Origin of the sequence: Pseudomonas sp. HAR-UPW-AIA-41, from assembly GCF_002304225.1 — a bacterium.
Taxonomy (GTDB): domain Bacteria; phylum Pseudomonadota; class Gammaproteobacteria; order Pseudomonadales; family Pseudomonadaceae; genus Aquipseudomonas.
Genome location: NZ_NSLB01000002.1, coordinates 283210 through 307588, shown reverse-complemented (window position 1 = coordinate 307588; position 24379 = coordinate 283210). Strand labels below are relative to the sequence as shown.

Annotated in this window: 25 protein-coding genes; 10 read left to right on the top strand and 15 right to left on the bottom strand. The window is 61.6% G+C overall.

Annotation, left to right across the window (positions count from 1 at the left end):
* Positions 1-4 precede the first annotated feature (4 nt).
* From CK486_RS05685 to CK486_RS05665, 5 genes are all read right to left on the bottom strand, one after another.
* Positions 5-1030 (bottom strand): DUF2955 domain-containing protein, encoded by a 1026-nt coding sequence (locus tag CK486_RS05685; RefSeq protein ID WP_095939316.1) that lies wholly within the window; start codon positions 1028-1030, stop codon positions 5-7.
* A 7-nt stretch (positions 1031-1037) separates the two neighbouring features.
* Positions 1038-2150, bottom strand: coding sequence for an HlyD family secretion protein (locus CK486_RS05680; protein ID WP_095939315.1), 1113 nt, complete (start codon positions 2148-2150; stop codon positions 1038-1040).
* The gene (locus tag CK486_RS05675; protein ID WP_095939314.1) at positions 2147-3667 is read right to left on the bottom strand and encodes an efflux transporter outer membrane subunit; all 1521 of its coding nucleotides are present in this window, start codon (positions 3665-3667) and stop codon (positions 2147-2149) included. Before CK486_RS05675 ends, CK486_RS05680 begins: the two co-directional genes overlap by 4 nt.
* Before the next feature lie 8 nt (positions 3668-3675).
* Complete coding sequence (locus tag CK486_RS05670) at positions 3676-4782, bottom strand: AI-2E family transporter (RefSeq protein ID WP_095939313.1); 1107 nt, start codon at positions 4780-4782, stop codon at positions 3676-3678.
* Between the two features lie 184 nt (positions 4783-4966).
* Entirely contained in the window at positions 4967-7168 is a 2202-nt protein-coding gene (locus CK486_RS05665; protein ID WP_256574370.1) for an LTA synthase family protein, read from the bottom strand.
* 287 nt (positions 7169-7455) lie between these two features.
* Here CK486_RS05665 and CK486_RS05660 point away from each other — a divergent pair, with 287 nt between their 5' ends.
* Both CK486_RS05660 and CK486_RS05655 read left to right on the top strand, forming a co-directional pair.
* Complete coding sequence (locus tag CK486_RS05660; RefSeq protein ID WP_095939311.1) at positions 7456-8292, top strand: S1 RNA-binding domain-containing protein; 837 nt, start codon at positions 7456-7458, stop codon at positions 8290-8292.
* Between the two features lie 82 nt (positions 8293-8374).
* On the top strand, positions 8375-9127 hold the full coding sequence (locus CK486_RS05655) for an MgtC/SapB family protein (RefSeq protein ID WP_095939310.1): 753 nt from the start codon (positions 8375-8377) through the stop codon (positions 9125-9127).
* Between the two features lie 98 nt (positions 9128-9225).
* On the opposite strand, the gene CK486_RS05650 is transcribed toward CK486_RS05655, so the two are convergent.
* The 3 genes from CK486_RS05650 to CK486_RS05640 form a co-directional block, all read right to left on the bottom strand.
* Positions 9226-9405, bottom strand: coding sequence for a hypothetical protein (locus CK486_RS05650; protein WP_095939309.1), 180 nt, complete (start codon positions 9403-9405; stop codon positions 9226-9228).
* A 92-nt stretch (positions 9406-9497) separates the two neighbouring features.
* Positions 9498-9707: a cold-shock protein gene (locus CK486_RS05645; protein WP_095939308.1), complete on the bottom strand. Its 210-nt coding sequence runs from the start codon at positions 9705-9707 to the stop codon at positions 9498-9500.
* A gap of 163 nt (positions 9708-9870) precedes the next feature.
* Positions 9871-10509 (bottom strand): TetR/AcrR family transcriptional regulator, encoded by a 639-nt coding sequence (locus CK486_RS05640; protein WP_095939307.1) that lies wholly within the window; start codon positions 10507-10509, stop codon positions 9871-9873.
* Positions 10510-10634: 125 nt separating this feature from the next.
* On the opposite strand from CK486_RS05640, the gene CK486_RS05635 reads away from it, so the two are divergent.
* On the top strand, positions 10635-11477 hold the full coding sequence (locus CK486_RS05635; RefSeq protein WP_095939306.1) for a crotonase/enoyl-CoA hydratase family protein: 843 nt from the start codon (positions 10635-10637) through the stop codon (positions 11475-11477).
* Between the two features lie 76 nt (positions 11478-11553).
* Here CK486_RS05635 and CK486_RS05630 read toward each other — a convergent pair whose 3' ends face one another.
* Both CK486_RS05630 and CK486_RS05625 read right to left on the bottom strand, forming a co-directional pair.
* Positions 11554-12549, bottom strand: coding sequence for a GGDEF domain-containing protein (locus CK486_RS05630; RefSeq protein WP_095939305.1), 996 nt, complete (start codon positions 12547-12549; stop codon positions 11554-11556).
* 135 nt (positions 12550-12684) lie between these two features.
* Positions 12685-12909, bottom strand: coding sequence for a hypothetical protein (locus tag CK486_RS05625; protein ID WP_095939304.1), 225 nt, complete (start codon positions 12907-12909; stop codon positions 12685-12687).
* Between the two features lie 238 nt (positions 12910-13147).
* On the opposite strand from CK486_RS05625, the gene CK486_RS05620 reads away from it, so the two are divergent.
* Genes CK486_RS05620 through CK486_RS05610 form a run of 3 tightly spaced genes read left to right on the top strand, consistent with a single transcriptional unit; the run spans position 13148 to position 16602 of the window.
* On the top strand, positions 13148-13945 hold the full coding sequence (locus CK486_RS05620; protein WP_095939303.1) for a PP2C family serine/threonine-protein phosphatase: 798 nt from the start codon (positions 13148-13150) through the stop codon (positions 13943-13945).
* Between the two features lie 14 nt (positions 13946-13959).
* A complete protein-coding gene (locus CK486_RS05615; RefSeq protein WP_095939302.1) occupies positions 13960-15702 on the top strand; it encodes a serine/threonine-protein kinase in 1743 nt (580 codons plus the stop codon).
* Between the two features lie 51 nt (positions 15703-15753).
* Positions 15754-16602: an FHA domain-containing protein gene (locus CK486_RS05610; protein ID WP_095939301.1), complete on the top strand. Its 849-nt coding sequence runs from the start codon at positions 15754-15756 to the stop codon at positions 16600-16602.
* A gap of 48 nt (positions 16603-16650) precedes the next feature.
* Here CK486_RS05610 and CK486_RS05605 read toward each other — a convergent pair whose 3' ends face one another.
* The 5 genes from CK486_RS05605 to CK486_RS05585 form a co-directional block, all read right to left on the bottom strand.
* On the bottom strand, positions 16651-17352 hold the full coding sequence (locus tag CK486_RS05605) for an ABC transporter ATP-binding protein (RefSeq protein WP_095939300.1): 702 nt from the start codon (positions 17350-17352) through the stop codon (positions 16651-16653).
* Positions 17353-17354: 2 nt separating this feature from the next.
* Positions 17355-18122, bottom strand: a complete 768-nt coding sequence (gene livG, locus CK486_RS05600) for a high-affinity branched-chain amino acid ABC transporter ATP-binding protein LivG (RefSeq protein WP_095939299.1) — start codon at positions 18120-18122, stop codon at positions 17355-17357.
* A complete protein-coding gene (locus CK486_RS05595; protein WP_095939614.1) occupies positions 18119-19387 on the bottom strand; it encodes a high-affinity branched-chain amino acid ABC transporter permease LivM in 1269 nt (422 codons plus the stop codon). The genes livG and CK486_RS05595 overlap by 4 nt, the downstream gene beginning before the upstream one ends.
* Entirely contained in the window at positions 19387-20310 is a 924-nt protein-coding gene (gene livH / locus CK486_RS05590) for a high-affinity branched-chain amino acid ABC transporter permease LivH (RefSeq protein WP_095939298.1), read from the bottom strand. Before livH ends, CK486_RS05595 begins: the two co-directional genes overlap by 1 nt.
* Positions 20311-20427: 117 nt before the next feature.
* Positions 20428-21549 carry a branched-chain amino acid ABC transporter substrate-binding protein gene (locus CK486_RS05585; RefSeq protein ID WP_095939297.1) on the bottom strand — a complete coding sequence of 374 codons (1122 nt, stop codon included), beginning with the start codon at positions 21547-21549 and terminating at the stop codon, positions 20428-20430.
* A 312-nt stretch (positions 21550-21861) separates the two neighbouring features.
* Here CK486_RS05585 and CK486_RS05580 point away from each other — a divergent pair, with 312 nt between their 5' ends.
* From CK486_RS05580 to CK486_RS05565, 4 genes are all read left to right on the top strand, one after another.
* Complete coding sequence (locus CK486_RS05580; RefSeq protein ID WP_095939296.1) at positions 21862-22179, top strand: DUF2288 domain-containing protein; 318 nt, start codon at positions 21862-21864, stop codon at positions 22177-22179.
* Positions 22180-22265: 86 nt separating this feature from the next.
* Positions 22266-22634 (top strand): DUF5064 family protein, encoded by a 369-nt coding sequence (locus CK486_RS05575; protein ID WP_095939295.1) that lies wholly within the window; start codon positions 22266-22268, stop codon positions 22632-22634.
* A 63-nt stretch (positions 22635-22697) separates the two neighbouring features.
* A complete protein-coding gene (locus CK486_RS05570) occupies positions 22698-23585 on the top strand; it encodes an NAD(P)-dependent oxidoreductase (protein WP_095939613.1) in 888 nt (295 codons plus the stop codon).
* Entirely contained in the window at positions 23582-24367 is a 786-nt protein-coding gene (locus CK486_RS05565; RefSeq protein WP_095939294.1) for a hydroxypyruvate isomerase family protein, read from the top strand. Before CK486_RS05570 ends, CK486_RS05565 begins: the two co-directional genes overlap by 4 nt.
* The last annotated feature ends 12 nt before the right edge of the window (positions 24368-24379 follow it).

Below are 24379 nucleotides of genomic sequence, written 5' to 3'. Positions count from 1 at the left end.
TCTCTCAGATGCTCAGGCGCCGCTTGCGGCGCTGGTTGTCGAAAAGCTGGACCATCAGCGTGGCATACAGGGCCACGGCAATGAACAGGCCCATGCGGATGGCGAAGGCGCCGTAGACATCCTTGCCGTTGGCGCTGTCCTGCACCGACTGGCCGAGCAGCAGAATCAGGGTGGACAGGCTGTTGAGCCAGAACTTCGGGCTCAGCCGGGTGCGGCTCAGGGCATAGAGTTTGCGCCCGACCAGCAGGATGAACAGCAGCATCCACAGGGCAAACATCCACAGGTGCGGGAAAATGCTCAGCAGGCCCCAGAACAGAATGGCCAGCAGGCCGGCCAGCAGGGTGGAGCCGAGCAGTTCCCACCCGGCCTGGCGGGCATCGCTGGCGCAGGTCTGCTGGCCCAGATTGACCGCCTGCATGATCAGCGGCATGAAGCGACTGGGGTCGATCAGGGCGAGCAGGTAGGCCGGCATGACGACCAGTGTGGCGCGCAGGGCAATCCAGCCGTGCTCGGCTTCTGGTGTTGGCGCTGGCGGGGGCGGTTCGCTCAGGCCAGCAGGTTCGGGGAACAGCCAGTGACTGAGCAGTGTGGTCAGGGTGGCCAGCAGAAGGCCTTTGGCCAGCGCTTCGATGACGGTCATGCTCAGACTGAAGGAGGTGGTGCCAGCTGCTGTGATCATGGTCAGGCCAATCACCAGAAAGGTACTGAGCAGGGCATTGCCACCACGCAGTTGAAAGGCAAAGCAGGCACTCAGACACAGGCCGACCAGCAGCACGCCGGCCAGGGCCGCATGCTGCAACAATGGAATCAGCAACAGGCTGGCGCCGGTGGTCAGCGTGATCAGTGCCGGCAGGGCCAGTGCTGCAACGGGAGGCAGCGCCTGATTACGCATGGCCAGCAGAAACAGCGTCAGCATCGGCGCAATGAAGGGCACGGGCAGGGCCAGGCCGAAACTGGCCACCAGCGCCAGCGTGGTGCCGGTGGCCAGGCGCAGCAGGCGCCGGGGGCGAGGGTCGCCGTGGCTGCTCATCGCCGGGCTAGTAGGCGAACGACAGCCAGCTCATCAGCCGGAGGAACAGGCGGCCGAGCGGGTTGAGGGGGTTGCCTTCGGTGGGGAAGGCCATCACCTCGGCCTGGCCACCGACACGCAGTCCTGCCATGGGTGGCAACTCGCCGGGTGCGAATTCGACGATTACCGGAAAACGCTGGGCGGCCCGCAGCCAGTCGCGGCTGTTTTCCACCGTGGGCAGGCTGCCGGGTGCGGTACTCTGGCCGACACTGACGCCGTAGCCGATGCTGCGGATGCGCCCGCTGAATACCTGACCCGGCAGGGCATCGAGGACGATGCTCACTGGCGAGCCAGTCTTTAAATGGCCGAGGTTGTTCTCCGTCATCTCGGCGCTGATCCACACATCATTCAGGCCAATCAGGGTCATGACCGGGCTGCCGGCGGCGGCGAACTGGCCCACTTCCGTGCGCAGGTCGGTAATCAGACCGCCGGAGCGGGCGCGCACCTGGCTGTTGCTCAAGTCCAGTTCGGCCTTGACCAGCGCAGCGGCGGCGCTTTGCAGGCGGGCGTTGTCTTCGCCGCTGCCGCCTTCCTGCTCGCGTGCACGCTGCACCTCGGCCCGGGCGGCGGCAACTCTGCTCACCGCTTCGCTGAAGGTGGCGCGGGAGACTTCCAGGCGGCGCAGGGAAATGGTGCCACTGTCCTCGCGGTACAGGCGTTCGAGACGGTCGCGGTCCTGACGGGCCTTGAGTTCGTTGGCTTCGGCAGCCTGCAGGGCGCCGATGGCCGAGTCGATACCGGCGGTGTTGGCGCCGATCTGCCGGCGCATGGCCTCGAGGTCGGCACGGGCGCGGTCGGCGGCGATCTGGTAGTTGCTGCGGTCGATCTCGAACAGCAACTGACCGGCTTCAACGCGCTGGTTGTCATGCACATGCACGGCAGTGACCCGGCCAGCCACTTCGGCCGCCACCGGCACCACGAAAGCCTGTACCCGCGCCTGCTGGGTATAGGGCGTGTAGCGATCGGCCAGCAGATACCAGCACAGGCTCAGGCCGATGACGATTGCCACGCCCGTGGCGCCGAGCTTGGCCGGGTCGGTCTTGGCGGGGTTGGCCGGTTTGGCCGGGGCGGTGTCGGTCATGGCTGCGGGTCTTGTGCGGTAGCGGGAGTTTGGGTGTCGTCCAGCAGATCGCCCCAGTCGGTACGCTGTTGCATCTGCTGGCGGGTGGCATCGTCGAGCAGTGGCTGGTTGCTGTACCAGCCGCCACCGAGAGCCTTGTACAGCGCGATCAGGCTGCTGACAGCGCTGCTGCGGCTGAGCAGGTAGCTGTCCTGCTGCACGAACAGCGCCCGCTGGGCATCCAGCACACGCTGGAAGTCGGAGTAGCCCTCGCGGTACTGCGCGGTGGCCAGGGTCAGGGAGCGGGTGGCTGAGAAGGCGGCTTCGCGCAGGATGCGTTCGCGCTCCAGGGCCTTGCTCAGCCCGGTGGCGGCATCGTCAGCCTCGCGCGCGGCCTGGCGCACGCTGTCGCGGTAGCTCTCGATCAATTGCTGCAGGCGGGCGTCCTGAGCGCGGATGTTGTTCTTGATGGCGCCGTGATCGAAAAGGTTCCAGCGCAGGCTGGGGCCGCCCCCAGTGTCCAGGCTGCTGGAGCTGCCGCTGAGCGAGGAGGCTGACCAGCCGATGCTGCCGAGCAGGGTGATGGCCGGATACAGGTCGGTTTCGGCGACGCCGACCCGTGCCGACTGGGCGGCCACCTGCAGTTCGGCAGCACGGATATCGGGGCGGCGCAGCAGCAGGTTGGCCGGCACATCGTCGAGGATGGCCTGGTCGAGGAGGGGGATAAGCCCGGTTTTTTCCTCCAGCTGGCTCAGCGGTCCGGGCGCCTGGCCGATCAGTACGGCCAGGGCATTGCGGGTCTGGCGCACCTGCGCCTCGAATTCCGGCACGCTGCTGAGGGTGCCCAGGTACTGGGTCTTGGCCTGTTGCAGGTCGAGCTCATCGCTGTTGCCGCTGGCGAACAGGCGCTCGGTGATTTCAAAACTGCGCTTCTGCCGCTTGGCGTTCTCGCGGGCGATGCGCAGGCGTGCTTCGGCCGTGCGCAGAGCGAAATAGGTTTGGGCGACCTGAGCACGCAGCAGTACCAGCAGGTCCTCGTAGTTGGCCTGGGCGGCGAAGAAAGCAGCGTCGGCAGATTCTATGGCGCGGCTGAAACGGCCCCAGAAGTCCAGTTCCCAGCCGACATCAAAGCCGGCGCTGTATTGCCAGAGGCTGCTGTCCTGAGGATTGCGGCCGCCGGACTGATTGCGATCCAGATACAGGCGTTCGGCACTGGCCTGCTGTACCTGCGGATAGCGTCTGCTCTCAGCGATGCCCAACTGAGCCCGGGCTTCGATAACGCGCAGACCGGCAATTTTCAGGCTGCTGTTGTGCGCGTCGGCTTCGGCGATCAGACGGTCGAGCACGGGGTCGTTGAAGACTCGCCACCACTGGCGGTTATCCGGCTGGGTTCGCTGTTGGCTGACTTGGCTGATGGCTTCGCTGTTCCAGCCATCCAGCCAGGTGACGGGTGTGGCCTGGAAGTCCGGCCCCAGGCGCACGCAGCCACTGAGCGTCAGGGCGCCGAGGGCAATAGGGAGCAGTGCACGCTGGTGCATGGGGACTGTCATTGCCCGGCGTTGTTGTCGCTCGTATTGCTCTGTTCGTTCTGGTCTTCCACCCACTGCCAGAACAGCTGGTAGCCGACCCCAAGGATGACCGGGCCAATGAATAGACCGATGATGCCGCTGGTCACCATCCCGCCAAGCGCGCCGATCAGCACCACCGGCATTGGCACGGCAACGCCGCGGCCGAGCAGCAGTGGCTTGAGTACGTTGTCGACCAGACCGGCCACAAAGGTATAGATCGCGAAAGCGATGGAGGCCACGCTGGCGCCTTCGGTGGCAAAGACATAGGCGATCACCGGAATGGTGATCAGTGTGGCCGGCAGTTGCATGATGCCGAGGAGCAGGACCGCCAGGGCCAGCAGCCCGGCGCCAGGTACGCCCATGACGACAAAGCCGGCGCCGATCAGCAACATCTGGATAAAGGCAATGCCGACCACACCCTGGGCGACAGCGCGGATGGTTGCGGTGCACAGTTCAGCGATTTTGGGGCCTTTTGCTGGGCCGGAAATGCGCGAGAAGATCTGTACGGCGCTGCGGCTACCGCTCTCGCCGAAGGCCATGAATATGCCGGCAATGATCAGGGCGAAAATGAACACCAGAAAGCCCATGCCGATACCGGCCAGCTTGCCGAGCAGGTCAAGGCTCACATCCTTGAGCTGCGGGGCGACCTTCTTCAGCAGACTGGTCAGGTCGGTGGAGGCCTGTAGCCAGAGGTCGTGCAGCTGCTGACCGATTAGCGGCCAGCTGGCTACTGACTCGGCAGGGCGGGGGATATGCATGTCGCCACTCTTGACCAGTGCGATAGTGCTCTCGATCGAGTCGGCCATGGAGGCGCCCAGCAGATACACGGGAACCAGCAGGATGGCGATGCTGACAACCACCAGCGCAGTGGCGGCGCGGCCATCACTGTTGCCCATGCGGGCCTTCAGCAGGCCGTGCGCTGGGTAGAGGGTGATCGCGAGGATCATCGACCACAGCATCAGATTGAGGAAGGGCTGAAAGACCTGGTAGCAGAACATCACCAGCACGCCGATCAGGCCGGCGCGGATCAGCACATCGAGCAGGTCACGGGAGATGAGTTTGTTGTCCGCAGGGGCTGGTGTCATGGCACTTCCTTGGCTGTGTCAGGTTGGCTAGGCGATCGGGTGTTCGATCCGGCACTGCAAATGTCCCGGCGTCTCCAACAGCACTGCTGTAAGGGAGCCGACCGGGAAAAAGACGGAAACGATCATGACACAGGCGCTCGCCTGCGGCATATCCCGGGCGGGCAGTCACTGAGCCAGGCCGTATCTAGCGCAGGGCGCTGGCCGGCGGGTTGGGCTCTTCCAGTGTCGGCACTTCGATGGGGAGTGTGGTTACGCTGAAATCGGTGATTTCGATGGCGCCACGGCCTTCTGCCAGCAGGTGGAAGGAAAAAGCCTTGCGCGCTTTCTCGTTGGCGAAGTCAAAGCTCAGTTCCAGGGGCTGTCCTGCCTTGAGTGGTGGCAGCGGCGGGATGGCCAGGTTGATATCGCGATCATATTCTTTGGTTTTGAGCAGCAGGCGCGCGCCTTCACGGTCGAGTTTCACGGGGCGAATCTTCAGGGTTACTGTGGTGCGACTGTGGCTAGGCATTTCGAGGTACTGGGCACCGATCAAGTTGTCGGCCCAGTCGTCGTGAATGCTGTCCTTGAGGCGGATGCGCTCGCGGGTGGCGAACTGGTATTGCTGGCCGGCCTGTCCGCCCTGCAGCGACTGATCAAGCAGAGCCGCGCTGCGGCTGATCAGGCGGGCCTCACGACCACGAAAGCGGCCCAGGAATTCGGCTTCGGCGGCAATGAAGCCCTCGCTGCGGTAACGCCGGCATACCTGCTGGAAGTCGCACTCGCTGAAGGTTTCCTGACCGTCGTGCAGGCGCAGCAGGCCGTTGGTGTAGGAGATCATCGGCCGGCCATTGTCGTAGTCGCGGAACAGCGAGCGGCCGATCAGATTGCCCGGTACCGGCAGGCCGAAGTAGTCGAGCACCGAGGTGGTCAGGTCGACATGACCGTAGACGCCGCCCTTGAGTGCCGGCAGGCGGTTCTGCTCGGGGGCGAGGACCAGGTTGAGGCCCCAGGCCGAGGCCAGGCGTACGTTGTCGATACCATGGGACTCGTCGGAGGTGATGACGACCAGGGTGTTTTTCAGCACGCCCATCTTGTCCAGCTGGCTGAGGAAGTTGTCGATGGCATCATCCAGATAGGCCACAGCGGCCTGCTTGCCGTCCGGATAGTGCTGCAGGTAATCCTCGGGGGCCGAGTAGGGCTGGTGGGTGCCGACGGTCAGCAGGGTCAGCATCCATGGCTGGCGCTGATGGCGCAGCTGTTTGACGTAACCCAGGGCGCCCTCGAAGTAGGCCTTGTCGTCCATGCCCCAGGGAAATTCCAGATTGGGTTTGTTGCGGAACCAGTCACGCCCCAGGGTCTTCTGGAAACCCATTTGCGGCATGATCTTGTCCTTGGCCATGAAGCGCAGCCCGGCGCCCTGCAAGAAATGCGTGGAAAAACCGCGCTGGCGCAGCTGTGCGGGCAGGCACTGGCGGCTGCGACTGGTGTTGTTGAGCAGCTCAACCCCCTTGGGCGTGCCCGAGTCGAGTTTGCTGTAGTCGCCGCAAAGCATGGCGTACAGGCCGCGTATGGTCTGATGGCTATGCAGCACGTAGTCAGGGGTGCTCATGCCGCGTTCAGCCCACGCGCTCAGCTTGGGCATCAGAGGCGGGCCGCTGGGAACGTTCAGGGCGGTACGGTTGGCGCTGATATAGGCGCCGGGAATACCTTCCAGGGTAATGATCAGAACATTGCGTGCCTGGCCGCGATCAGCCACCAGCTTGCGGCCATTGAGGTCCAGTTGGGTAAGGCTGCTGATGTCCGGCTCGGCCTCCGGCGTGCCATCCAGTTGTTCCTCAAGATTCAACTGAACTCGACTGAGGCCTTCGGCCAGCCACTTGTGCGGCAGGTTGAACTGTTGCCACTGGCTGACTTCGCTGGGCTGATACCACTGGCTGGCGGCATGGCCGACCAGCAGTGCGGCAGGCAGAGCCAGCAGCCAGGTAGGGGGGCGCTCCTGAGGCAACGGGCGATGCAGCAGGCTGAGCAGCAGTGCCAGTAACAGTGCGGCTGCGATCAGAGGATGACTAAGACCGCCGCTGCTGCCGGCAGTCGAGTTGCCAATGAATTGCGGGTCGGCCAGATAACGTAGGTCATTCAGCTCAGGCATCCGGCCTACGGCTTCAATCATTTCGAGGCTGCCGATCTGGCAGAGCAGCCAGAGCAGCATCAACGGCAGCGCGAACCAGCGCGGGCGGCCGCGGCAGAGCATGAAAAGCGCCAGGCCGAAAGCCAAGTCTGACAGGTAGCCATAGGGATGCTGCCAGTTCAGGCTCCAGCGGCTGATCAGGGGAATCAGAAAAAACAGGCTGGCCGGCGCCAACCAGGCAAACACAGAAGACAACAGCCGGCTGCTGGGAGGATGCACGGACGCTCCGTAAAGCAATAAGGGCGTAATTAAGACAAGTCGGTGCATGCAACAGTTGCATGTAAACCGAATCTGACACTATTTCGAAATATATCCGGTGAGATACTGGAAGATTAGCCAGATTGCAAAATAAATAGTGTTGCTCGGTTTCTGCTTCAGTCTTTGGGCGTTCAGAGGGGCTCTCATTGACTAGAGAATACGGCGTTTGCAGGTCGTCACCGTCACGAGAGCGGCATGTGGTCTCTGCGCTGAGTTAGAATGCAGGCTGATCAGTTCTGGTATTTCCCATGGCAGCCATTGGCCGATACAACTCTCTGCAAATCACTAAGTACACCGATTTCGGCCTCTATCTGGATGGCGGCGTCGATGGCGAGATTCTTCTGCCCAAGCGTTATATCCCCAAGGGTGAAGAGCTGGAGGTGGGCGACTGGCTGAATGTCTTTGTCTACCTGGACAGTGAAGATCGTCTGATTGCTACGACACAGAAACCCAAGGTGCAGGTTGGCGGCTTTGCCAGCCTCAAGGTCGTAGAGATCAATCGTGTGGGCCTCTTCCTTGACTGGGGGCTGCCCAAGGATCTGTTGCTGCCTCATTCGGAAGAAAAGCGTCCGCTGCAGGTTGGTGATTACTGCGTGGTGTATGTCTATCTCGATCAGCGTACCCGTAGGATTACTGCCACGGCTCGGTTGGACCGGCATTTGGACAAGACCCCGGTGCGCTATGAGACAGGTCAGGAAGTTGATTTGCTGGTGGTGGAAAAGACCGATATGGGCTTCAAGGCCATCATCAACAACGAGCACTGGGGCCTGATTCACAACAACGAAGTGTTCAAGTTCCTGCGTGGCGGTATGCGCGAACGTGGCTTCATTCGTGAAGTGCGGGCTGATGGCAAGATCAGTCTCAGTCTGCAACCGCTTGGGCGCGAGGCTGCCAGCAGCCTGAGCGAGCAGATTCTGGCCAAGTTGCGTGAAGCAGACGGTCAGTTACCCCTCAGTGACAAGAGCTCGCCGGAGCAGATCAGCAGTCTGTTCGGCGTGAGCAAGGGCAATTTCAAGAAGGCAATTGGTGGCTTGTACAAGCAGGGTCTGATCGTCATCGAGAGTGACCGAATCCGTCTGCCCTGAGGGCGCTATTTTCTCTTGTCACTCTGCTGTTCCTCGGGGACTTATCTACGCTTAGCAATAAGTCCCTGTGGAGCAAGTGATCATGCAGCCTCTGTCGTTACCCAGCCTGCTTGACTACTGGTCTGCTCAGTCGCTGCAGATCAATCTGGTGATTTTCCTCAACCTACTGGGCGCCCTGCTGCTGGGGTGCCTGGTGGGTTATGAGCGCGCCTACCATGGCCGTGCGGCGGGCATGCGCACCTATGGGCTGGTGTGCATGGCGTCTTGTGCTCTGACGGTGATTGCCGGCTACTCGGTCGGCTGGTATGGCGGGCATGCCACGCCAAGTGCCATGGGCACTGACCCGACCCGGATCATTCAGGGGATTGTCACAGGCATCGGTTTTCTCGGTGCTGGTGTGATCATGCGTGAGGGGCTCAATATCAGCGGCCTGACCACGGCGGCCTCTATCTGGGCCTCATCAGCCATCGGTGTGCTGGTGGGGGTGGGCTTTTATGCGGCAGGCATTCTGTTAGCGTTGCTGTCGGCCATGTGCATGCTGGGTCTTTCGCGAATTGAGTCTTGGTTGCCGCAGCGCCCTGCTATAGGTCTTACGTTGCGCTTTGACGATGGATTCTGTCCAGAGGAAGGCGCTTTGCGTGCATTCCTGATGACGCATGGCTTCGATATGGCCATGGGGTCAATCAGCATCAGTTTTTCCCAAGGCGCTCCTGAGTGGCGCTTTGTGGCTATCGCCAACTGCCGTAACTGTGGCACGCCGATGATAGGTTTGGCCAAGGCGCTGGAGCTGCATCCCGGAGTGCAGAGCTTTCATATTTCGCATGCGCGAAACTAGCCTCTGACTGGGTTACTGGAGGTTGGTCGAAGTATCGGTCGGCGGAGCAGTGTGGCGGCGCAGGCTATTGAGCAGCCTGCAGCCACGATAACAACGACTTACTTCTTGCCCAGAGAGATCTGTCGGCTCGGTGTCCATACCTGGCCACTGACGCCGCGCTCTACCTGCTGGATTTCGCCGCCGCTTTGCAGAAAGGCCGCAACCTGAGCCTCGATGGATTCGCGGGTTTCCACGGCCGGAGCCGGTTTGGCAACTTTATTCGAGCCCTTCACGCGCATTTGCTGATCCTCTGCAGTTGCTGCTGCCTTGGATAGACAGCGGAGATAAAAAAACCGGCCCGTGGGCCGGTTCTCTTTGACGGGGCAGGTGATTAGACCACCTGTACCTCGTCAGCTTGCATGCCTTTCTGGCCTTTCACAGCCACGAAGGAGACCTTTTGGCCTTCCTGCAGGCTTTTGAAGCCGGTGCTCTGGATCGAGCGGTAGTGCACAAACAGGTCAGGACCGTTTTCCGGGGTGATGAAGCCGAAGCCTTTCTCATCGTTGAACCACTTGACGGTGCCAGTTTGACGTTCGGACATGGGAGTCTCCTTGAACAAAGTTTGCACAGCGCCGGAACAGCCCGGGCCGTGACTGAGTGCAAAGAGTAAAGAAACCGATGGTGTGAATGGATCGAGATCTAAACAAGTCGATTTACGGTGACACATGCAGCCAGTGGACACACCATACTCGACTGGAGGGGTTTCACCTAATCATTTCTCCGATTTCTGCTGGGTGGCTGCTGATCGTGCTTAGGGGAGGCAGTGCCTGGAGGGCGATGTCGGCCAGGTCCTCAGGTTTGACAAAGATGCCATCACTGCTCAGCTTGGCCAGCCCGTGCAGCGTGGCCCAAAGCAGTTGCGCCTTGCGCAGATGAGTGAGGCTGGGAAGGCCTAGGCTGTTGTCGAGTTGCTCGAACAGATGCACGTACTGCCGGAAGCAATCCTTGGCGTAGCGCTGGAACTCTGCGGTGCCAACATCGTTGCTGCTCTGCCATAAGGTCCGGCCGAACATCAGGGCATACAGCTCGGGTTGTTGAGTGGCGAAGTCAAGATAGCCCAGCACGGCTTGGTGCAGGCGTTCGCGCAAAGGCTGCTGTTCATCTTCAACCAAGGTCTGCAGAAGTTTATTCAGCTCGGCAAACCCCAGCTCGCCAACTGCCGCGAGCAATGCCTGCTTGTCGCGAAAATGGTGGTAGGGCGCGCCGCGCGAGACACCGGAGTGTTCGGCCAGGCGACGCAGCGACAGGGCTGCTATCCCTTCGCTACGCAGGATTGCCAGGCTGCTGTCGAGCAGTGCCTGACGCAGGTTGCCATGGTGATAAAGCGGTTCTTGTGTGCTCATGGGGTGAGTATAAACAGCGCCGGGTTGGTTGACCTAGGTGAACTTGACAGTGTCAGGATTGCCCTCCTATCGTGGCGCACTGCCAGCTTGGGCATTCCGCCTGGGCCTCTCGATGGGTATTCGCGATGACCTATAAAAGCTTCACTGTCACCCTGGCTGAGCACATTGCCCATGTGCAGTTGAGCCGCCCGGAGGCGCTCAACTCGATGAATGCCGATTTCTGGGTGGAGTTGCCGCAGTGCATGCGCGACATCGAAGCGAGCGGCGAGGCGCGGGTTATTGTCATTTCTTCCACCGGCAAACACTTTTCCGCCGGTATGGACCTGGGCGTCTTTACCAATCCGAAGAGCGTGCCGATGGGCGGCGACCCGGGGCGTATGGCGGAAAACCTGCGTCGTGTGGTGATGCAACTGCAGGCAACGCTGAGCTCGTTGGAAGAGGTGCGTTTGCCGGTGCTGGCAGCGATTCATGGCGGTTGTATCGGCGGTGCGCTGGACATGGTCTGTGCGGCTGATTGCCGTTATGCCACGGCAGATGCTTACTTCACTATCAAGGAAACCGAGCTGGGCATGACGGCAGACGTCGGCACTCTGCAGCGTTTGCCGAAACTCATTCCCCAGGGCGTAGTCCGTGAGCTGGCCTTTACCGGGCGCAACTTCTCGGCACAGGAAGCGCTGGCGCTCGGTCTGGTCAATCAGGTTTTTGACAATCAGGAGGCGATGCTGGAGGGCGTGATGGCCATTGCGGCGCAGATCGCCAAGCATTCCCCGCTGGCCGTGACCGGCTGCAAGGAAATGCTCAACTACAGTCGCGATCACAGCGTGGCCGACAGCCTCAAGTACATGGCCACCTGGCAGTCCGGCATGTTCCGTCCCAATGACATGATGAAAACCTTCCAGGCCAAGGCGACCAAGAGCCAGGCACAGTTCGACAACTTGTTCCCGGTTAAGGGGCTGTTCGAAGGCTGATGGTCTGCTCAGGCATCATGCAAGAGAGGCAGCTTCGGCTGCCTTTTTTGTGCGTGCGCGAAGGTGATTCGGGACTTCAGGCCGGAATGGCAATACAGCTTCGGTTGCGGCCACCATGTTTGGCGGCATACAGCTGTTGGTCCGCGCGGTGTAGCCAGCTTTCCCAGCTTTCATCGTGTTGCAGGTTGGCGCCGCCGATCGATACGGTCACTGCTCCGCCCGGGCTGCTCAGCCCCTGATTGACCTGTTGCAGCAGGTGTTCGGCGGCGGCTTTAAGGCCGGCGCTGTCGGTGTCTGGCAAAAGCAGGAGGAACTCCTCGCCACCCAGGCGATAGAGGCGGTCCTGTTTGCGCGAGTGACTCTTGACCAGGCTGACAAAGTCGGTGAGTACGCGGTCGCCGACATGGTGGCCAAAGCGGTCATTGATCTGTTTGAAGTGGTCCAGATCCATAGCCAGAACGCCGAAATCAGTGCTGTTGCGCTGTTTGGCTGCAACTGCCATCTGCAGTTCCTCGCTCATGGCCCGGCGATTACGCGCGCCAGTGAGTGGGTCCTGACTTGCCAGTCGTTGCAGTTGATCGCGCTGGTTGCGCGTACGGTAGGCAAAAATAAAGGCGAGTATGCTGGCCATGCCCGTGGTCACTAGGAAGGAGACCATCTGATAGTGGCTCTCGAAGACTGTGCCGGCATTGAGGCTGGCATAGCCGACGAGTGCACTTAGCACGCCAATCATGGTCACCAATGCCTTGCCTGGGGTGACCATGAAGAAGTTGAAGAGGATTAGTGGATAAATCCAGAATAGGCCGTTGACCCCCAGTTTGATGGTGATCACGGTGGCTGCGATGGAGAAGATGACTGATACCCAGAGGCCGGGCTTGACCGTATCGCCCGTTCGCCAGGCATGGGCTACTGCCAGCAGGGTGGAGAGGACGATGACGCAGTCGGCGATGCCGACCACCCAGTTATGTTCGCTCAGACGGTAGACGGCGTAGGGGGTAATCCCCAGAACCCCGAACAGGCCCATGAGAGAAATGATCGACAGTTGAAAGTCGTTCTTCAGGCGGTTCAGCATGCCAGCGCATTCCTTGGCTCTAGGCCTTTTTGTTATGCGGTTAGCATGCAGAGATTAAGCCTGCCATGACAAGGGGAATGCCGCCTTTTGGTGCGGGGATTCCGCCGGATGGTCGGCGCCCAACCAAGGCTGGGGTCAGCGTTTGCCCATGGAACGACGTGAACCGCGCGGGGCTGGGCCGGGGCGCTGGTCATGGTTGCAGTTGTTGCCTTGCTGGTACCAGGGCTGAGCCTTTTTCTGGCGGGCCAGCTCGGCGAGCTTGGCGGCAGAAAAGCTGAAGCCGACGTTGGTTTTCTCTTCGGGGGAAGTTTCGGCTGTCGACAGGGTGGGGTTTTCGGTTTCAGGCGTGTGCTGGGTCATGGACTGAACTGCGCAGATAGGGAAGCAGCCGGCATTATAGCGACTTCCGCCAGAGGGTGAGTTTGCCTGTGGCGGGGCGGCAACCCTCGACTGGTTAACAGTTCGCCTGCGTCATTGGGCCCGGTGGCTGGTCAGCCTCCGGGTGTCCAAGCATCATGCTCATCGCGTGCCGTCGGCTGTGCCCGTTGTCGGCCCGTCCTTAGACTATGTCCGTCGTATACAGGTCTTTGCCTTGCCTATGTCCAGTTCTCCTTCAGCCAGCCATGCGCACTTTGCCGCTCTGAGTGATCCGGGGCAGGTGCGTGAGCACAATGAAGATGCCTTGTTGTGCAATCACGAGCTTGGCCTGTGGGCCGTGGCCGACGGCATGGGCGGGCATCAGCGTGGCGAGGTGGCCAGCGCTCTGGCCGTCAAGGTGCTGCAGGATGAGGTGGCGCGGGGGACTGATCTGCTCACGGCAGTGCGCTCCGCGCACGCGGCGATTATGGCTGCCGCCGCCGAGGACAGTGCCAGCCGGGGCATGGGAACCACTCTCGTGGCCGTGCAGTTGCAGGGTATCGACTTCCGGCTGACCTGGGTCGGGGACAGTCGTGCCTACCGCATCAGTGCCCAGCAGGTCGAACAACTAAGTCGTGATCACAGCTGGGTGCAGGCGATGGTCGATGCCGGTGAAATGACCGCGCAGCAGGCGCGTCAGCATCCCCGACGTAACGTGATTACCCAGTGTCTGGGGCTGCCTGTGGAAGACTTCGAGCCGGGGTTCTTACAAGGTCAGTTGCAGTCCGGGGAAATCCTCCTGTTATGCAGCGATGGGCTGAGCACCGAGTTGGAGGATGAGCAGATTCTTGGTCTTTCTACCCAAGCTGCAACGCTCGATGGCCTTGTATCGGCGCTGGTCGATGCAGCCAAGCAACATGGCGGCAAGGACAATATTTCCTGCATTGTGCTGGCGCCGTCGATACCGCTGGAGCCGGCCAGTGAACCGCGTAAGCGTGGCCTGTTCGGTCATCTGTTCGCCTTGCGCAAACGCGCCTGATATCTGAATTTCCTATGAATGACACAGTGATCGATATTCCCGGTTACACCGTACATGGCCGCCTCGGTAAGGGCGGCATGGCCGAGGTGTATCTGGCTACTCAGCAGTCCTTGCAGCGCAAGGTGGCGGTCAAGGTGCTGCTTAGTGCCGATGATGAAGAGTTCAATACCCGCTTCATTCAGGAGGGGCATATCGTTGCCTCCCTGCATACGCCCTCGGTCATCACCATCTACGACATCAATCGCCTTGCCGATGGTCGTTACTACCTGGCGATGGAATTCGTTCCCGGCGGTGATCTGGCCCAGCACAAAGGCGAGATTTTTGCCCCGGCCCGGGCGCTGGAGATCGTCCGGCAGATCGCCACCGGCCTGTCCGTAGTGCATGAGAAAGGCCTGATTCACCGTGATATCAAACCGGCCAATATCCTCTTTCGCAGCGACGGCACGGCGGTGATCACCGATTTCGGGATTGCCAAGGACACCCAGATCGACAGCGAATTGACCCACTTCGGCGTCGCCGTGGGAAGTCCTGCCTACAGCAGCCCGGAGCAGACCCAGTGTCTGCGTCTGGATGCGCGCAGCGACATCTACAGCCTGGGCGTGATCTTTCTGGAGATGCTCACCGGCAGTAATCCCTACCGTGGCGCCAACTTTACCCAGACTGTGATGAATCACGTGCAGATGGGTGTGCCGACGCTGCCGGAGTACCTGGCCGTGTTCCAGGGCGTGCTCAATCGCATGCTGGCCAAGGACCCGAGCAAGCGCTTTGCCGATTGCCGGGCCCTGCTCAAGGCGCTGGAGGGCATCGATCTGGGTGACCCCGATGCCACCCAGGTGCGTCCGGCACATAAGGTGGCGGTCCAGGCCGCAGTGGCTCCACCTGCGGTGGGCGCGAACAGCGCCGGCAAGGCGGCAGTTGCCCCAAGGCGGTCGATGATGCCGCTGTTGCTGGTGCTGACCCTGCTGGTTGCCGTGGGCACTGGTGTGGCGGGCTGGCTGTACTGGCAGCAGCAGAGCCAGATCAAGGCCTTGTTGGCCCAGGCTGAGCAGCGTCTTGCCGAAGGGCAGCTGGTGGCGCCGGAGCAGGACAACGCCGATCACTATTTCCAGCAGGTGCTGTTGCTGGATGACGACAACCGTGCGGCACTCGAAGGCCTACAGCGTGTTCTGCAGGCACGTGTGGCCTCCTTTGTCGTGCTGGGCGATCAGCGTCTGAGTGAAGGCAAGCTGCTCGAACCGGCCGATGACAACGCCGACTACTACTACCGCCAGGCATTGGCGCTGGATGCCACGGCTGCCGCTGCGCTGGACGGTCTTCAGCGCCTGCTGGAGGCGCGTATCGCCGGTTACCTGGCGCAGGCGCAGAAGAGCATTGCCGAAAAGCGTCTGCTGACCCCGGAAGATGACAGCGCGGTGTTCTACTACCGGCAGATTCTTGCGCTGCAGGCCGACAATGCTGAGGCGCTGGCAGGTTTGCAGCAGGTTGCCGAGCTTTACCGCGATCTGGCCAAGGATGCCTATGCTCGCTTCAACTTCCCGCTGGCACTGAGCATGATCGAGCGCGGCCTGGAGGTGCAGCCCGAGCATGCTGAGCTGCTGCAGATGCAGCGTGAACACCAGCGCCTGCAGGCGTCCGCGCGTGCGGCAAAGGCTCAGCGCCAGCAGCAACAGGCACAGCAGAGCAAGGCCGAGCCTGAACCGCCCAAGGAAGAGCCGAATACCCTGAAACGGGTGTGGAACAATCTTTTTGGCCAATAAGCGCGGCCTGCGGTCAGCGGGCTGCCATCAGCAACAGGGTTAACACGAACGATGCTCAAGCTGCATTTCAAAGACGGTCGCCAGGCGCCGCTCTGGCTCACGGAAGAGCGTTTCACCATCGGCCAGGATGGGCGTAACCAACTGGTCATGAGTGATGCCGGCGTCAGTGCGTTTCATGCCGAAATCCGTCAGGAGCAGGGGCATTACTACCTCAGTGACTGCGGGAGCCAGAGCGGCACCTTCGTCAATGACGAGCGTATCGGCAGCCGTTACCAGCTGCGCTCTGGTGATGTGCTGCGCGTGGGCACTGTTGAAATGGAATTGAGTGATCCGGCCAAGAGCAGCGTACGCCTGGAGGGTGCAGGCGCCCGCTGGTCCCTGCAGGTGATCAAGGGTGAGCATCAGGGCCACAAATACCCGATCAGCTCATCGCAGACTTTCGGCCGCTCCGCGCAGTGCGAGCTGTGTTTTGCCAGCGATCAGGAACTGTCGCGCCGTCACTGCGAGTTCTTCCTGCAGGATGACGTGTTGTATTTCAAGGATCTGGGGTCGGCCAACGGCGTCTTCGTCAATCAGGAAAAGCTGGTGGCGGGCCCGCTGCGCCCTGGCGATGAACTGCGCATGGGGTCGGTCAGTCTTCTGGTGATCGGGCCCAAGGTCGAGATCGAGCAGCCTCAGGCCGATGAAGATGCCACGGTATTCATGCAGGCCGTCAAGGTGCCCAAGCCGGCGGGCAAGCCGCAGGTCAGCCAGGCGGCGGCGCTCAATCCGGCGCGGGCACAGGCTGCTGCTCCTCAGGTACCGGTTCAGGCGCCGGCAAACGGTAACCGTCGCTTGCTGCTGGTGGCCGGGGCGCTGGTGCTGGGTGTGATTGTGGCTGCAGTCGTGCTGCTGGCCTGATAGTTGGAGAAGGCCTCCTTGCCGCAGGGCGGCAAGGAGGTGGGTGCGTCAGCCGCCGAGGTAGGCGTCGCGCACTTTCGGGTCGACGAGCAGGTCGGCGCCGCTGCCCTGCATGACGATGCGACCGTTTTCCAGCACATAGCCGCGATCAGCCAGCTTGAGCGCCTGGTTGGCGTTCTGCTCAACCAGAAACACGGTCACGCCATCTTTGCGCAGCTGCTCAATGATGTCGAAGATCTGCTGGATGATGATCGGGGCCAGACCCAGTGACGGCTCGTCGAGCAGCAGCAACTGCGGCTTGCTCATCAGCGCCCGGCCAATGGCGAGCATCTGCTGTTCCCCGCCACTCATGGTGCCCGCGCGTTGCTCGAAACGTTCTTTCAGGCGCGGGAACAGGTGCAGGACTTTGTCCAGTTGCTCCTGATTGTCGGCCTTGGTGCCGAAGAAGCCACCCATGGCCAGGTTCTCTTCCACGGTCAGGCGGGCGAATACGCGGCGGCCTTCGGGCACCACAGCGATGCTCTTGCGCATGATCTCCGGGGTGTCCAGCCCGACCAGCTCTTCACCCTGATAACGGATGCTGCCGCTGGCCGCGCGGGGCGAACCACACAGGGTCATCAGCAGAGTCGACTTGCCGGCGCCGTTGGCGCCGATCAGCGTGACGATCTCGCCTTTGCGCACTTCGACATTGATGTCGTGCAGCGCCTGGATCTTGCCGTAGAAAGTAGAGACGTTCTTGAAAGTCAGCATGCTCACGCTTCCCCCAGATAGGCTTTGATGACGTCCGGGTTGTTGCGGATCTGCTCCGGCGTGCCGTCGGCCAGGGGAGTCCCCTGATTGATCACGTAGATATGGTCGGAAATGCTCATGACCAGATGCATGTCGTGCTCGATCAGCAGCACGGTGACATCGTGCTTGTCGCGCAGCATGCCGATCAGGGCCTTGAGGTCTTCGGTTTCCTTGGGGTTCAGGCCGGCTGCAGGCTCGTCGAGCATCAGGATGCGCGGGCGGGTCATCATGCAGCGGGCGATTTCCAGACGGCGCTGCTGGCCGTAGGCCAGGGTGCCGGCCGGGCGGTTGGCCACGTCCGTCAGGTTGACCTGTTCCAGCCAGTGGGCGGCGTACTCCATGGCGGCCTTTTCGCTGCGGCGGAAGTCCGGCGTCTTCAGCAGACCGGCGAGGAAGTTGGTGTTCAGGTGACGGTGCTGGGCAACTAGCAGGTTCTCGACTGCCGTCATTTCCTTGAACAGGCGGACGTTCTGGAAGGTGCGTACCACGCCTTTCTGGGCGATCTTGTGCCCGGGCAGGTTATGGATCGGCTCATCATCCAGAAGGATCACGCCGCCGGTTGGCTGATAGAAACCGGTCAGGCAGTTGAATACGGTGGTCTTGCCGGCGCCATTCGGGCCGATCATCGAGACCACCTGCTTGGGTTGCACGGTGAGGGCGACATTGTTGACGGCCAGCAGGCCGCCGAAGCGCATGGTCAGCCCGCTGACTTCAAGAATCGGGCGGCTCATGGTTTCAACTCCAGGTGCGGGCGTTGCATGGGCAGCAGGCCCTGCGGACGCCAGATCATCATCAGTACCATCAGCGCACCGAACATCAGCATGCGGTATTCGCTGAATTCACGCATCAGCTCAGGCAGCAGGATCATCACGACCGCAGCGAGGATGATGCCCAGCTGCGAGCCCATGCCACCCAGAACAACGATGGCGAGGATGATCGCCGACTCGATGAAGGTGAAGGACTCCGGGGTGACCAGACCCTGACGGGCGGCGAAGAAACTACCGGCGAAACCGGCGAAGCAGGCACCCAGGGTAAAGGCCGACAGCTTGATCACAGTGGGGTTCATGCCCAGCGCGCGGCAGGCGATCTCGTCTTCGCGCAGGGCTTCCCAGGCGCGGCCGATCGGCATGCGCAGCAGACGGTTGATCACGAACAGGGTCAGCAGCACCAGCAGCAGGGCAACCAGGTAGAGGAAGATCACCTTGTTGATGCCGTTGTAGGCAATGCCGAAGTATTCGTGGAAGGTCTGCATGCCTTCAGCAGCACGGCGCTCGAAGGACAGGCCGAACAGGGTCGGCTTGTCGATATTGCTGATGCCGTTGGGGCCACCGGTGACCTCTGTCATGTTGCGCAGCAGGATGCGGATGATCTCGCCGAAGCCCAGTGTCACGATGGCCAGGTAGTCACCGCGCAGGCGCAGTACCGGGAAACCGAGGAGGAAGCCGAACAGCGCCGCCAGTGCGCCGGCGATTGGCAGGCAGGTCCAGAAGCCCAGGCCGTAGTAATGCGAGAGCAGGGCATAGCTGTAGGCGCCGACGGCATAGAAGCCGACGTAGCCCAGATCCAGCAGGCCAGCCAGACCGACCACGATGTTCAGGCCGAGGCCTAGCATCACGTAGATCAGGATCAGGGTAGCGATATCCACCGCGCCGCGGCTGCCAAAGAACGGCCAGGCCAGACCAACCACGATCAGGCCGAGGATGATCCAGCGCTGGGTCGAGGGCAGGGTCAGGAAGTTGCTGGCCGAGGCAGGCAGGCCGGGGAGGCTGGGCAGGCTGCTCAGCGGCCCGTCCAGGCGATCACGCAGCAGTTGCCAGAGGAACATGCCCACAGCGGCGGCGGCGATGGTCCAGAGCATGGCGGGGCTGGCGCCATGCACTTCCAGCTTGATGCCCACGGTGGTCAGCTTCAGGCCCAGTACCGGGTAGGCCACGGCCAGTACCAGCAGGGCGCTGAAGAAGGCGGTCTTGAGACGATTGTTGAGTGAGCGGGCCATCATACTTTTTCCACCTCCGGACGACCGAGAATGCCGGTCGGACGGAACAGCAACACCAGAACCAGCAGGCTGAAGGCCACTACGTCCTTGTACTGGTCGCCAAAGATATCGGCGCCAAAGGCTTCGGCCACGCCCAGCAGCAGGCCGCCAAGCATGGCGCCGGGGATGCTGCCGATGCCGCCAAGCACCGCAGCGGTGAAGGCCTTGATGCCGGCCAGGAAGCCCAGGTGCGGGTTGATCACGCCGTATTGCAGGCCCAGCAGCACGGCAGCCACGGCAGCCAGTGCGGCGCCGATGACGAAGGTCAGGGCGATGATGTTGTTGGTGTTGATGCCCAGCAGGTTGGCCATCTTGATGTCTTCGGCGCAGGCGCGGCAGGCGCGGCCAAGCCGTGAGCGGGAGATGAAAGCGGTCAGACCCAGCATCACCACGAAGGTGATGACGAAGATCAGCACCTGCATGTAGGAGATGGTCACGCCGCTCATGCTGTCGGCACCGATCACGAAGTTGCCCGGCAGCAGGTTGGGGATGGCCTTGTCCTTGGAGTCCTGGGCCAGCAGCACTTCGTTCTGCAGGAAGATCGACATGCCGATCGCTGAAATCAGCGGGATCAGACGGTTGCTGCCACGCAGGGGGCGATAGGCCACCCGTTCGATACTGTAGCCATAGGCACTGGTGACGATCACGCTCGCGGCGAAGGCGGCGGTGATAACCAGTGGCAGGCTGTCGAGTCCCATCAGGGACAGCCCGGCGATGACGATGAAGGCCACGTACGAGCCAATCATGTACACCTCGCCATGGGCGAAATTGATCATGCCAATGATGCCGTAGACCATGGTGTAGCCAATGGCGATCAGGGCGTAGGTACTGCCAACAGTCAGGCCGTTAACCAGCTGCTGCAGATAGTGATAGAGATCGGGCATTACCTGACTCCTCGGATATCCCTGCGGGGGCGGCGCGGGTAGCGCGGCGAATATCCGGATTGCTCGAATAAACAAAGCCCACTGCAGGTGCAGTGGGCTTTGGGTTAACGCATGGGCTTACTTGGCTTCGGACTTGGTGCCGTCCTGGTGCCAGTTGTAGACCACGAAGCTGAAGTCCTTCAGGTCACCCTTCTCGTCGAAGGCGAGGGTGCCGGTCGGAGTTTCGAAGCTGTTGGCGCGCAGAGCTTCAGCCACCTTGGCGGTGTCGGTGCTGCCGGCTTTCTTCATGCCTTCGGCCATGACCTGTACCGCGGCGTAGGCCGGGAACACGAACGGGCCGGTCGGGTCCTGGTTCTTGGCCTTGAAGGCTTCAACCAGCGCCTGGTTCTTCGGATCCTGGTCGAAGGACTTCGGCAGGGTGACCAGCAGGCCTTCGGAGGCCGGGCCGGCGATAGCCGAGATTTCCTTGTTGCCCACGCCTTCCGGACCCATGAACTTGGCGGTCAGGCCTTTCTCGGCCGACTGACGCAGCAGCAGGCCCAGTTCCGGGTGGTAGCCGCCGTAGTAGACGAAGTCGACGTTGGCCTGCTTCAGCTTGGCGATCATGGCCGAGAAGTCCTTGTCGCCGGCGTTGATGCCTTCGAACAGGGCAACCTTGGTGCCAGCGGCTTCCAGGGTCTGCTTCACGGCAGTGGCAATGCCTTCACCGTACTGCTGCTTGTCGTGAATGACGGCCACGGTCTTGGGCTTGACCTTCTCGGCAATGAACTTGCCGGCGGTCGGGCCCTGCAGGCTGTCCAGACCAATGGTGCGGAACACCAGCTGGTAGCCGCGAGCGGTGATGTCCGGGCTGGTGGAGGCCGCGGTGATCATCAGGATGCCTTCATCTTCATAGATATCGGATGCCGGCTGAGTGGAGCTGGAGCACAGGTGGCCAACCACGTATTGCACTTCGTCGTTGACGATCTTGTTGGCGACAGCCACGGCTTGCTTCGGGTCGCAGGCGTCGTCGTAAACCACGCCTTCGAGCATGGCGCCATTGACGCCGCCGGCCTTGTTGATCTGCTCGATGGCCATCTTGGCACCGATGAACTGCATTTCGCCGTATTGCGCAACCGCACCGGTAACCGGGCCGGCCAGGGCGATCTTGATGGTGTCAGCCGCTACGGAGTAGCTGGCAACGCCGGCCATGGCCATGGCGGCAAACAGCTTGGTCATCTGCTTAGTAGCCTTGTTCATAGTGCTCCACTCGTTGGTCTTTATAAGTTGTTGTTATCCGTGCCGTCATGGTGACAGGCAGGAATGGCTGCCGCGGACACCGGCCGGGCAACTGTACCGGCACAGTGTAGAGTGCTGCTTTGTGCCTTGAAAAGCCGAGCATTCAGGGCGGTTTTACTGGTGTCGCATGGGCGTAACAAACATACAGAAAAACGGCGTAGGTTTGGTTTTTTCTGATCGTTTGGCCAACTCCGTGAACGGTTCATTCACCGAGGTTTGCCGGGTATCATGCCGGCCCTTATCGACTACCGGATCGGCCCAGGAAAACTGCCCATGACCGAACAAACTAGCACCCTCTATGCCAAGCTGCTGGGGGAAACCGCGAAAATCTCCTGGCAGGAGCTGCAACCCTTCTTCGCCCGGGGCGCTTTGCTCTGGGTTGATGCCAAGGCTGATCTGGTAGCGGTAGCGGAGGCTCTGGCCACGGATGACAAGACCAGCGTTTCGGCCTGGCTGAGCAATGGCCAGCTGGCCAAGGTCGAGGCAGCTCTGGCTGAAGATCTGCTGGCGCGGGACCCTGATCTGTGGGCCGTGGTGGTGGCGCCCTGGGTGGTGATTCAGGAACGTGAGGAAAAGCCCCGGTTACATTGATCCCGCGCTGTTTTCCGGGCTGGACGCAGTGGGTTTTTTCCGCGAAGCTCAATGGCTGACAAAGACCCACAAAGGAGTGCCAGTCCATGTTTGAGCCAGGTCATCTGCATCGCAAGAATATGCCAGGGATGCCGGGTGTTCCCGAATTCAGTATCGATGTGAACTACGAGGTCCGGCACGATGCCACCGAAGGCACGCTGATGCACTTCAAGGTTGCCGGCGAGATTGATGGCAAGGCCTTTGTCGAAGAGTTCGACATGCACCGCGATACGGCTTTCAACTTCGCCAGCCTCATTGCCAAGGCGGTGGTCAAACACGGTCTGCCGGCCAATGCGAGCCCGATCATGCGTGGGCATGCCGAGTTTGATGCCATGTTCGATGACATCCGCAACAAGCTCGGTGCGCAGCCGGGCGAAAGCGTGAACTTCGATCACCTGGAAAAAGACGGCCTCTAAGCCGGACGCTTCGCGCCAGCCGCGCTGGTACACTGGCACCCGTTCAGCATGACGGGTGCCAGCATGATTCAATCCCTTCCTTCCCTCGCTTTTGCCGGCATCGGCCTGATGGGCCTGCCGATGTGCCGCCGTCTGCTGGCGGCCGGTTTTCCCCTGACCCTGTGGAACCGCTCGGCTGACAAGTGTCTGCCGTTGCTGGAACAGGGTGCCCAGCGTGTCGAACAGCCTGCCGAGCTCTGTGAGCGGGCGGAGATTGTGCTGCTGTGCCTGGCAGATACCGCCGCGGTGCGTGAGGTTGTCTTCGGCGTTGGCGGGCTGGCCGAGACCGCGCGCCCCGGCCAGTTGCTGGTGGATTTTTCCAGCTCCGATCCGGCGGCAACCCGCGAGATGGCTGCCGAGTTGCTGGCGCGTACCGGCATGCGCTGGGTCGATGCGCCGGTTTCCGGTGGCACCCCGGGAGCCGAAGCCGGCACCCTGGCGATCATGGCCGGTGGTGACCACGACGATATCCAGCGGCTGCGTCCGATTGCCGAACACCTGGGCCAGCGCCTGACCCATATGGGCGCAGTGGGTGCCGGGCAGGTGACCAAGGTCTGCAACCAGATGATCGTCGCCTGCAATGCGCTGGTGATTGCCGAGGTGGTGGCTCTGGCCGAGCGTAGCGGCGTGGATGCCACGCTGCTGGCGCCGGCGCTGGCTGGTGGCTTTGCCGATTCGAAGCCGTTGCAGATTCTGGCGCCGCAAATGGCCGAGCGCCGTTTTGAGCCGATCAAATGGCATGTGCGAACCCTGCTCAAGGATCTGGATACAGCCGTGAAGCTGTCGCAGGCTAGTGCATCGGCTACGCCGATGAGCGGCCTGGCAGCGCAGTTGATGCGTCTGCACGGCCAGCAGGGCGCGCTGCACAAGGATCCGGCGACCCTGATCGGGCTGTTCGAGGACAAAGCATGAAGCTCGCCGCCAATTTGTCCCTGCTGTTCAACGAGCTGCCGCTTCTGGAGCGGGTGCGGGCTGCTGCCGTGGCAGGTTTTGCCGGGGTGGAAATCCAGTTCCCCTATGAGGTGCCGGCCATTGCGCTCAAGGAAGCGCTGGAGCGCGCCGGCCTGCCGCTGGTGCTGATCAATGTGCCGGCCGGTGATCTGATGTCTGGTGGGCCGGGGCTGGCGGCAGTGCCGGCGCGCCAGGCTGAGTTCGATGCTGCCCTGCAGGAGGCCCTGAGCTATGCCGCCATGGTCCGGCCGCAGTGGGTCAATGTGTTGCCGGGGCGGCTGGCCGAAGGTGTGGGGCGCCATCAGGCATTGACCTGTCTCGCGGCTAACCTGCGCCGCGCTGCCGAGGCTTTTGCCGTATTGGGCATCGGTGTGCTGTGCGAGGCGATCAATCCGCTGGATATGCCGGGTTTTCTGATCAGCACCCCGCAGGAACTCGATGAACTGTTACGCGCGGTGGATCACCCCAATCTGCACGCGCAGTTCGACCTTTACCACATGGCCCGGCAGGGGCTGGATATTCCTGCGGGCATCGCGCTGCTGGCCGGCCGTATTGGTCATGTGCAGTTTGCCGACTGCCCGGGCCGGCATGAGCCCGGTAGTGGCACGCTCGATTTTGCTGCGGCCATCGCCGCCTTGCGCGCGACGGGTTATGAGCGCTGGCTGGCGGCCGAGTACCGGCCACAGGCATCAACGGACGCAGGTCTGGTCTGGCTCGATACCTGGCGGGCACTGATCGGGTGAACCGCTTTGGCA

Coding starts and splice junctions, on each gene's coding strand:
- CK486_RS05685 (WP_095939316.1), bottom strand. CDS start 1,030: ATGAGCAGCCACGGCGACCCTCGCCCCCGGCGCCTGCTGCGCCTGGCC.
- CK486_RS05680 (WP_095939315.1), bottom strand. CDS start 2,150: ATGACCGACACCGCCCCGGCCAAACCGGCCAACCCCGCCAAGACCGAC.
- CK486_RS05675 (WP_095939314.1), bottom strand. CDS start 3,667: ATGCACCAGCGTGCACTGCTCCCTATTGCCCTCGGCGCCCTGACGCTC.
- CK486_RS05670 (WP_095939313.1), bottom strand. CDS start 4,782: ATGACACCAGCCCCTGCGGACAACAAACTCATCTCCCGTGACCTGCTC.
- CK486_RS05660 (WP_095939311.1), top strand. CDS start 7,456: ATGGCAGCCATTGGCCGATACAACTCTCTGCAAATCACTAAGTACACC.
- CK486_RS05655 (WP_095939310.1), top strand. CDS start 8,375: ATGCAGCCTCTGTCGTTACCCAGCCTGCTTGACTACTGGTCTGCTCAG.
- CK486_RS05650 (WP_095939309.1), bottom strand. CDS start 9,405: ATGCGCGTGAAGGGCTCGAATAAAGTTGCCAAACCGGCTCCGGCCGTG.
- CK486_RS05645 (WP_095939308.1), bottom strand. CDS start 9,707: ATGTCCGAACGTCAAACTGGCACCGTCAAGTGGTTCAACGATGAGAAA.
- CK486_RS05640 (WP_095939307.1), bottom strand. CDS start 10,509: ATGAGCACACAAGAACCGCTTTATCACCATGGCAACCTGCGTCAGGCA.
- CK486_RS05635 (WP_095939306.1), top strand. CDS start 10,635: ATGACCTATAAAAGCTTCACTGTCACCCTGGCTGAGCACATTGCCCAT.
- CK486_RS05630 (WP_095939305.1), bottom strand. CDS start 12,549: ATGCTGAACCGCCTGAAGAACGACTTTCAACTGTCGATCATTTCTCTC.
- CK486_RS05625 (WP_095939304.1), bottom strand. CDS start 12,909: ATGACCCAGCACACGCCTGAAACCGAAAACCCCACCCTGTCGACAGCC.
- CK486_RS05620 (WP_095939303.1), top strand. CDS start 13,148: ATGTCCAGTTCTCCTTCAGCCAGCCATGCGCACTTTGCCGCTCTGAGT.
- CK486_RS05615 (WP_095939302.1), top strand. CDS start 13,960: ATGAATGACACAGTGATCGATATTCCCGGTTACACCGTACATGGCCGC.
- CK486_RS05610 (WP_095939301.1), top strand. CDS start 15,754: ATGCTCAAGCTGCATTTCAAAGACGGTCGCCAGGCGCCGCTCTGGCTC.
- CK486_RS05605 (WP_095939300.1), bottom strand. CDS start 17,352: ATGCTGACTTTCAAGAACGTCTCTACTTTCTACGGCAAGATCCAGGCG.
- livG (WP_095939299.1), bottom strand. CDS start 18,122: ATGAGCCGCCCGATTCTTGAAGTCAGCGGGCTGACCATGCGCTTCGGC.
- CK486_RS05595 (WP_095939614.1), bottom strand. CDS start 19,387: ATGGCCCGCTCACTCAACAATCGTCTCAAGACCGCCTTCTTCAGCGCC.
- livH (WP_095939298.1), bottom strand. CDS start 20,310: ATGCCCGATCTCTATCACTATCTGCAGCAGCTGGTTAACGGCCTGACT.
- CK486_RS05585 (WP_095939297.1), bottom strand. CDS start 21,549: ATGAACAAGGCTACTAAGCAGATGACCAAGCTGTTTGCCGCCATGGCC.
- CK486_RS05580 (WP_095939296.1), top strand. CDS start 21,862: ATGACCGAACAAACTAGCACCCTCTATGCCAAGCTGCTGGGGGAAACC.
- CK486_RS05575 (WP_095939295.1), top strand. CDS start 22,266: ATGTTTGAGCCAGGTCATCTGCATCGCAAGAATATGCCAGGGATGCCG.
- CK486_RS05570 (WP_095939613.1), top strand. CDS start 22,698: ATGATTCAATCCCTTCCTTCCCTCGCTTTTGCCGGCATCGGCCTGATG.
- CK486_RS05565 (WP_095939294.1), top strand. CDS start 23,582: ATGAAGCTCGCCGCCAATTTGTCCCTGCTGTTCAACGAGCTGCCGCTT.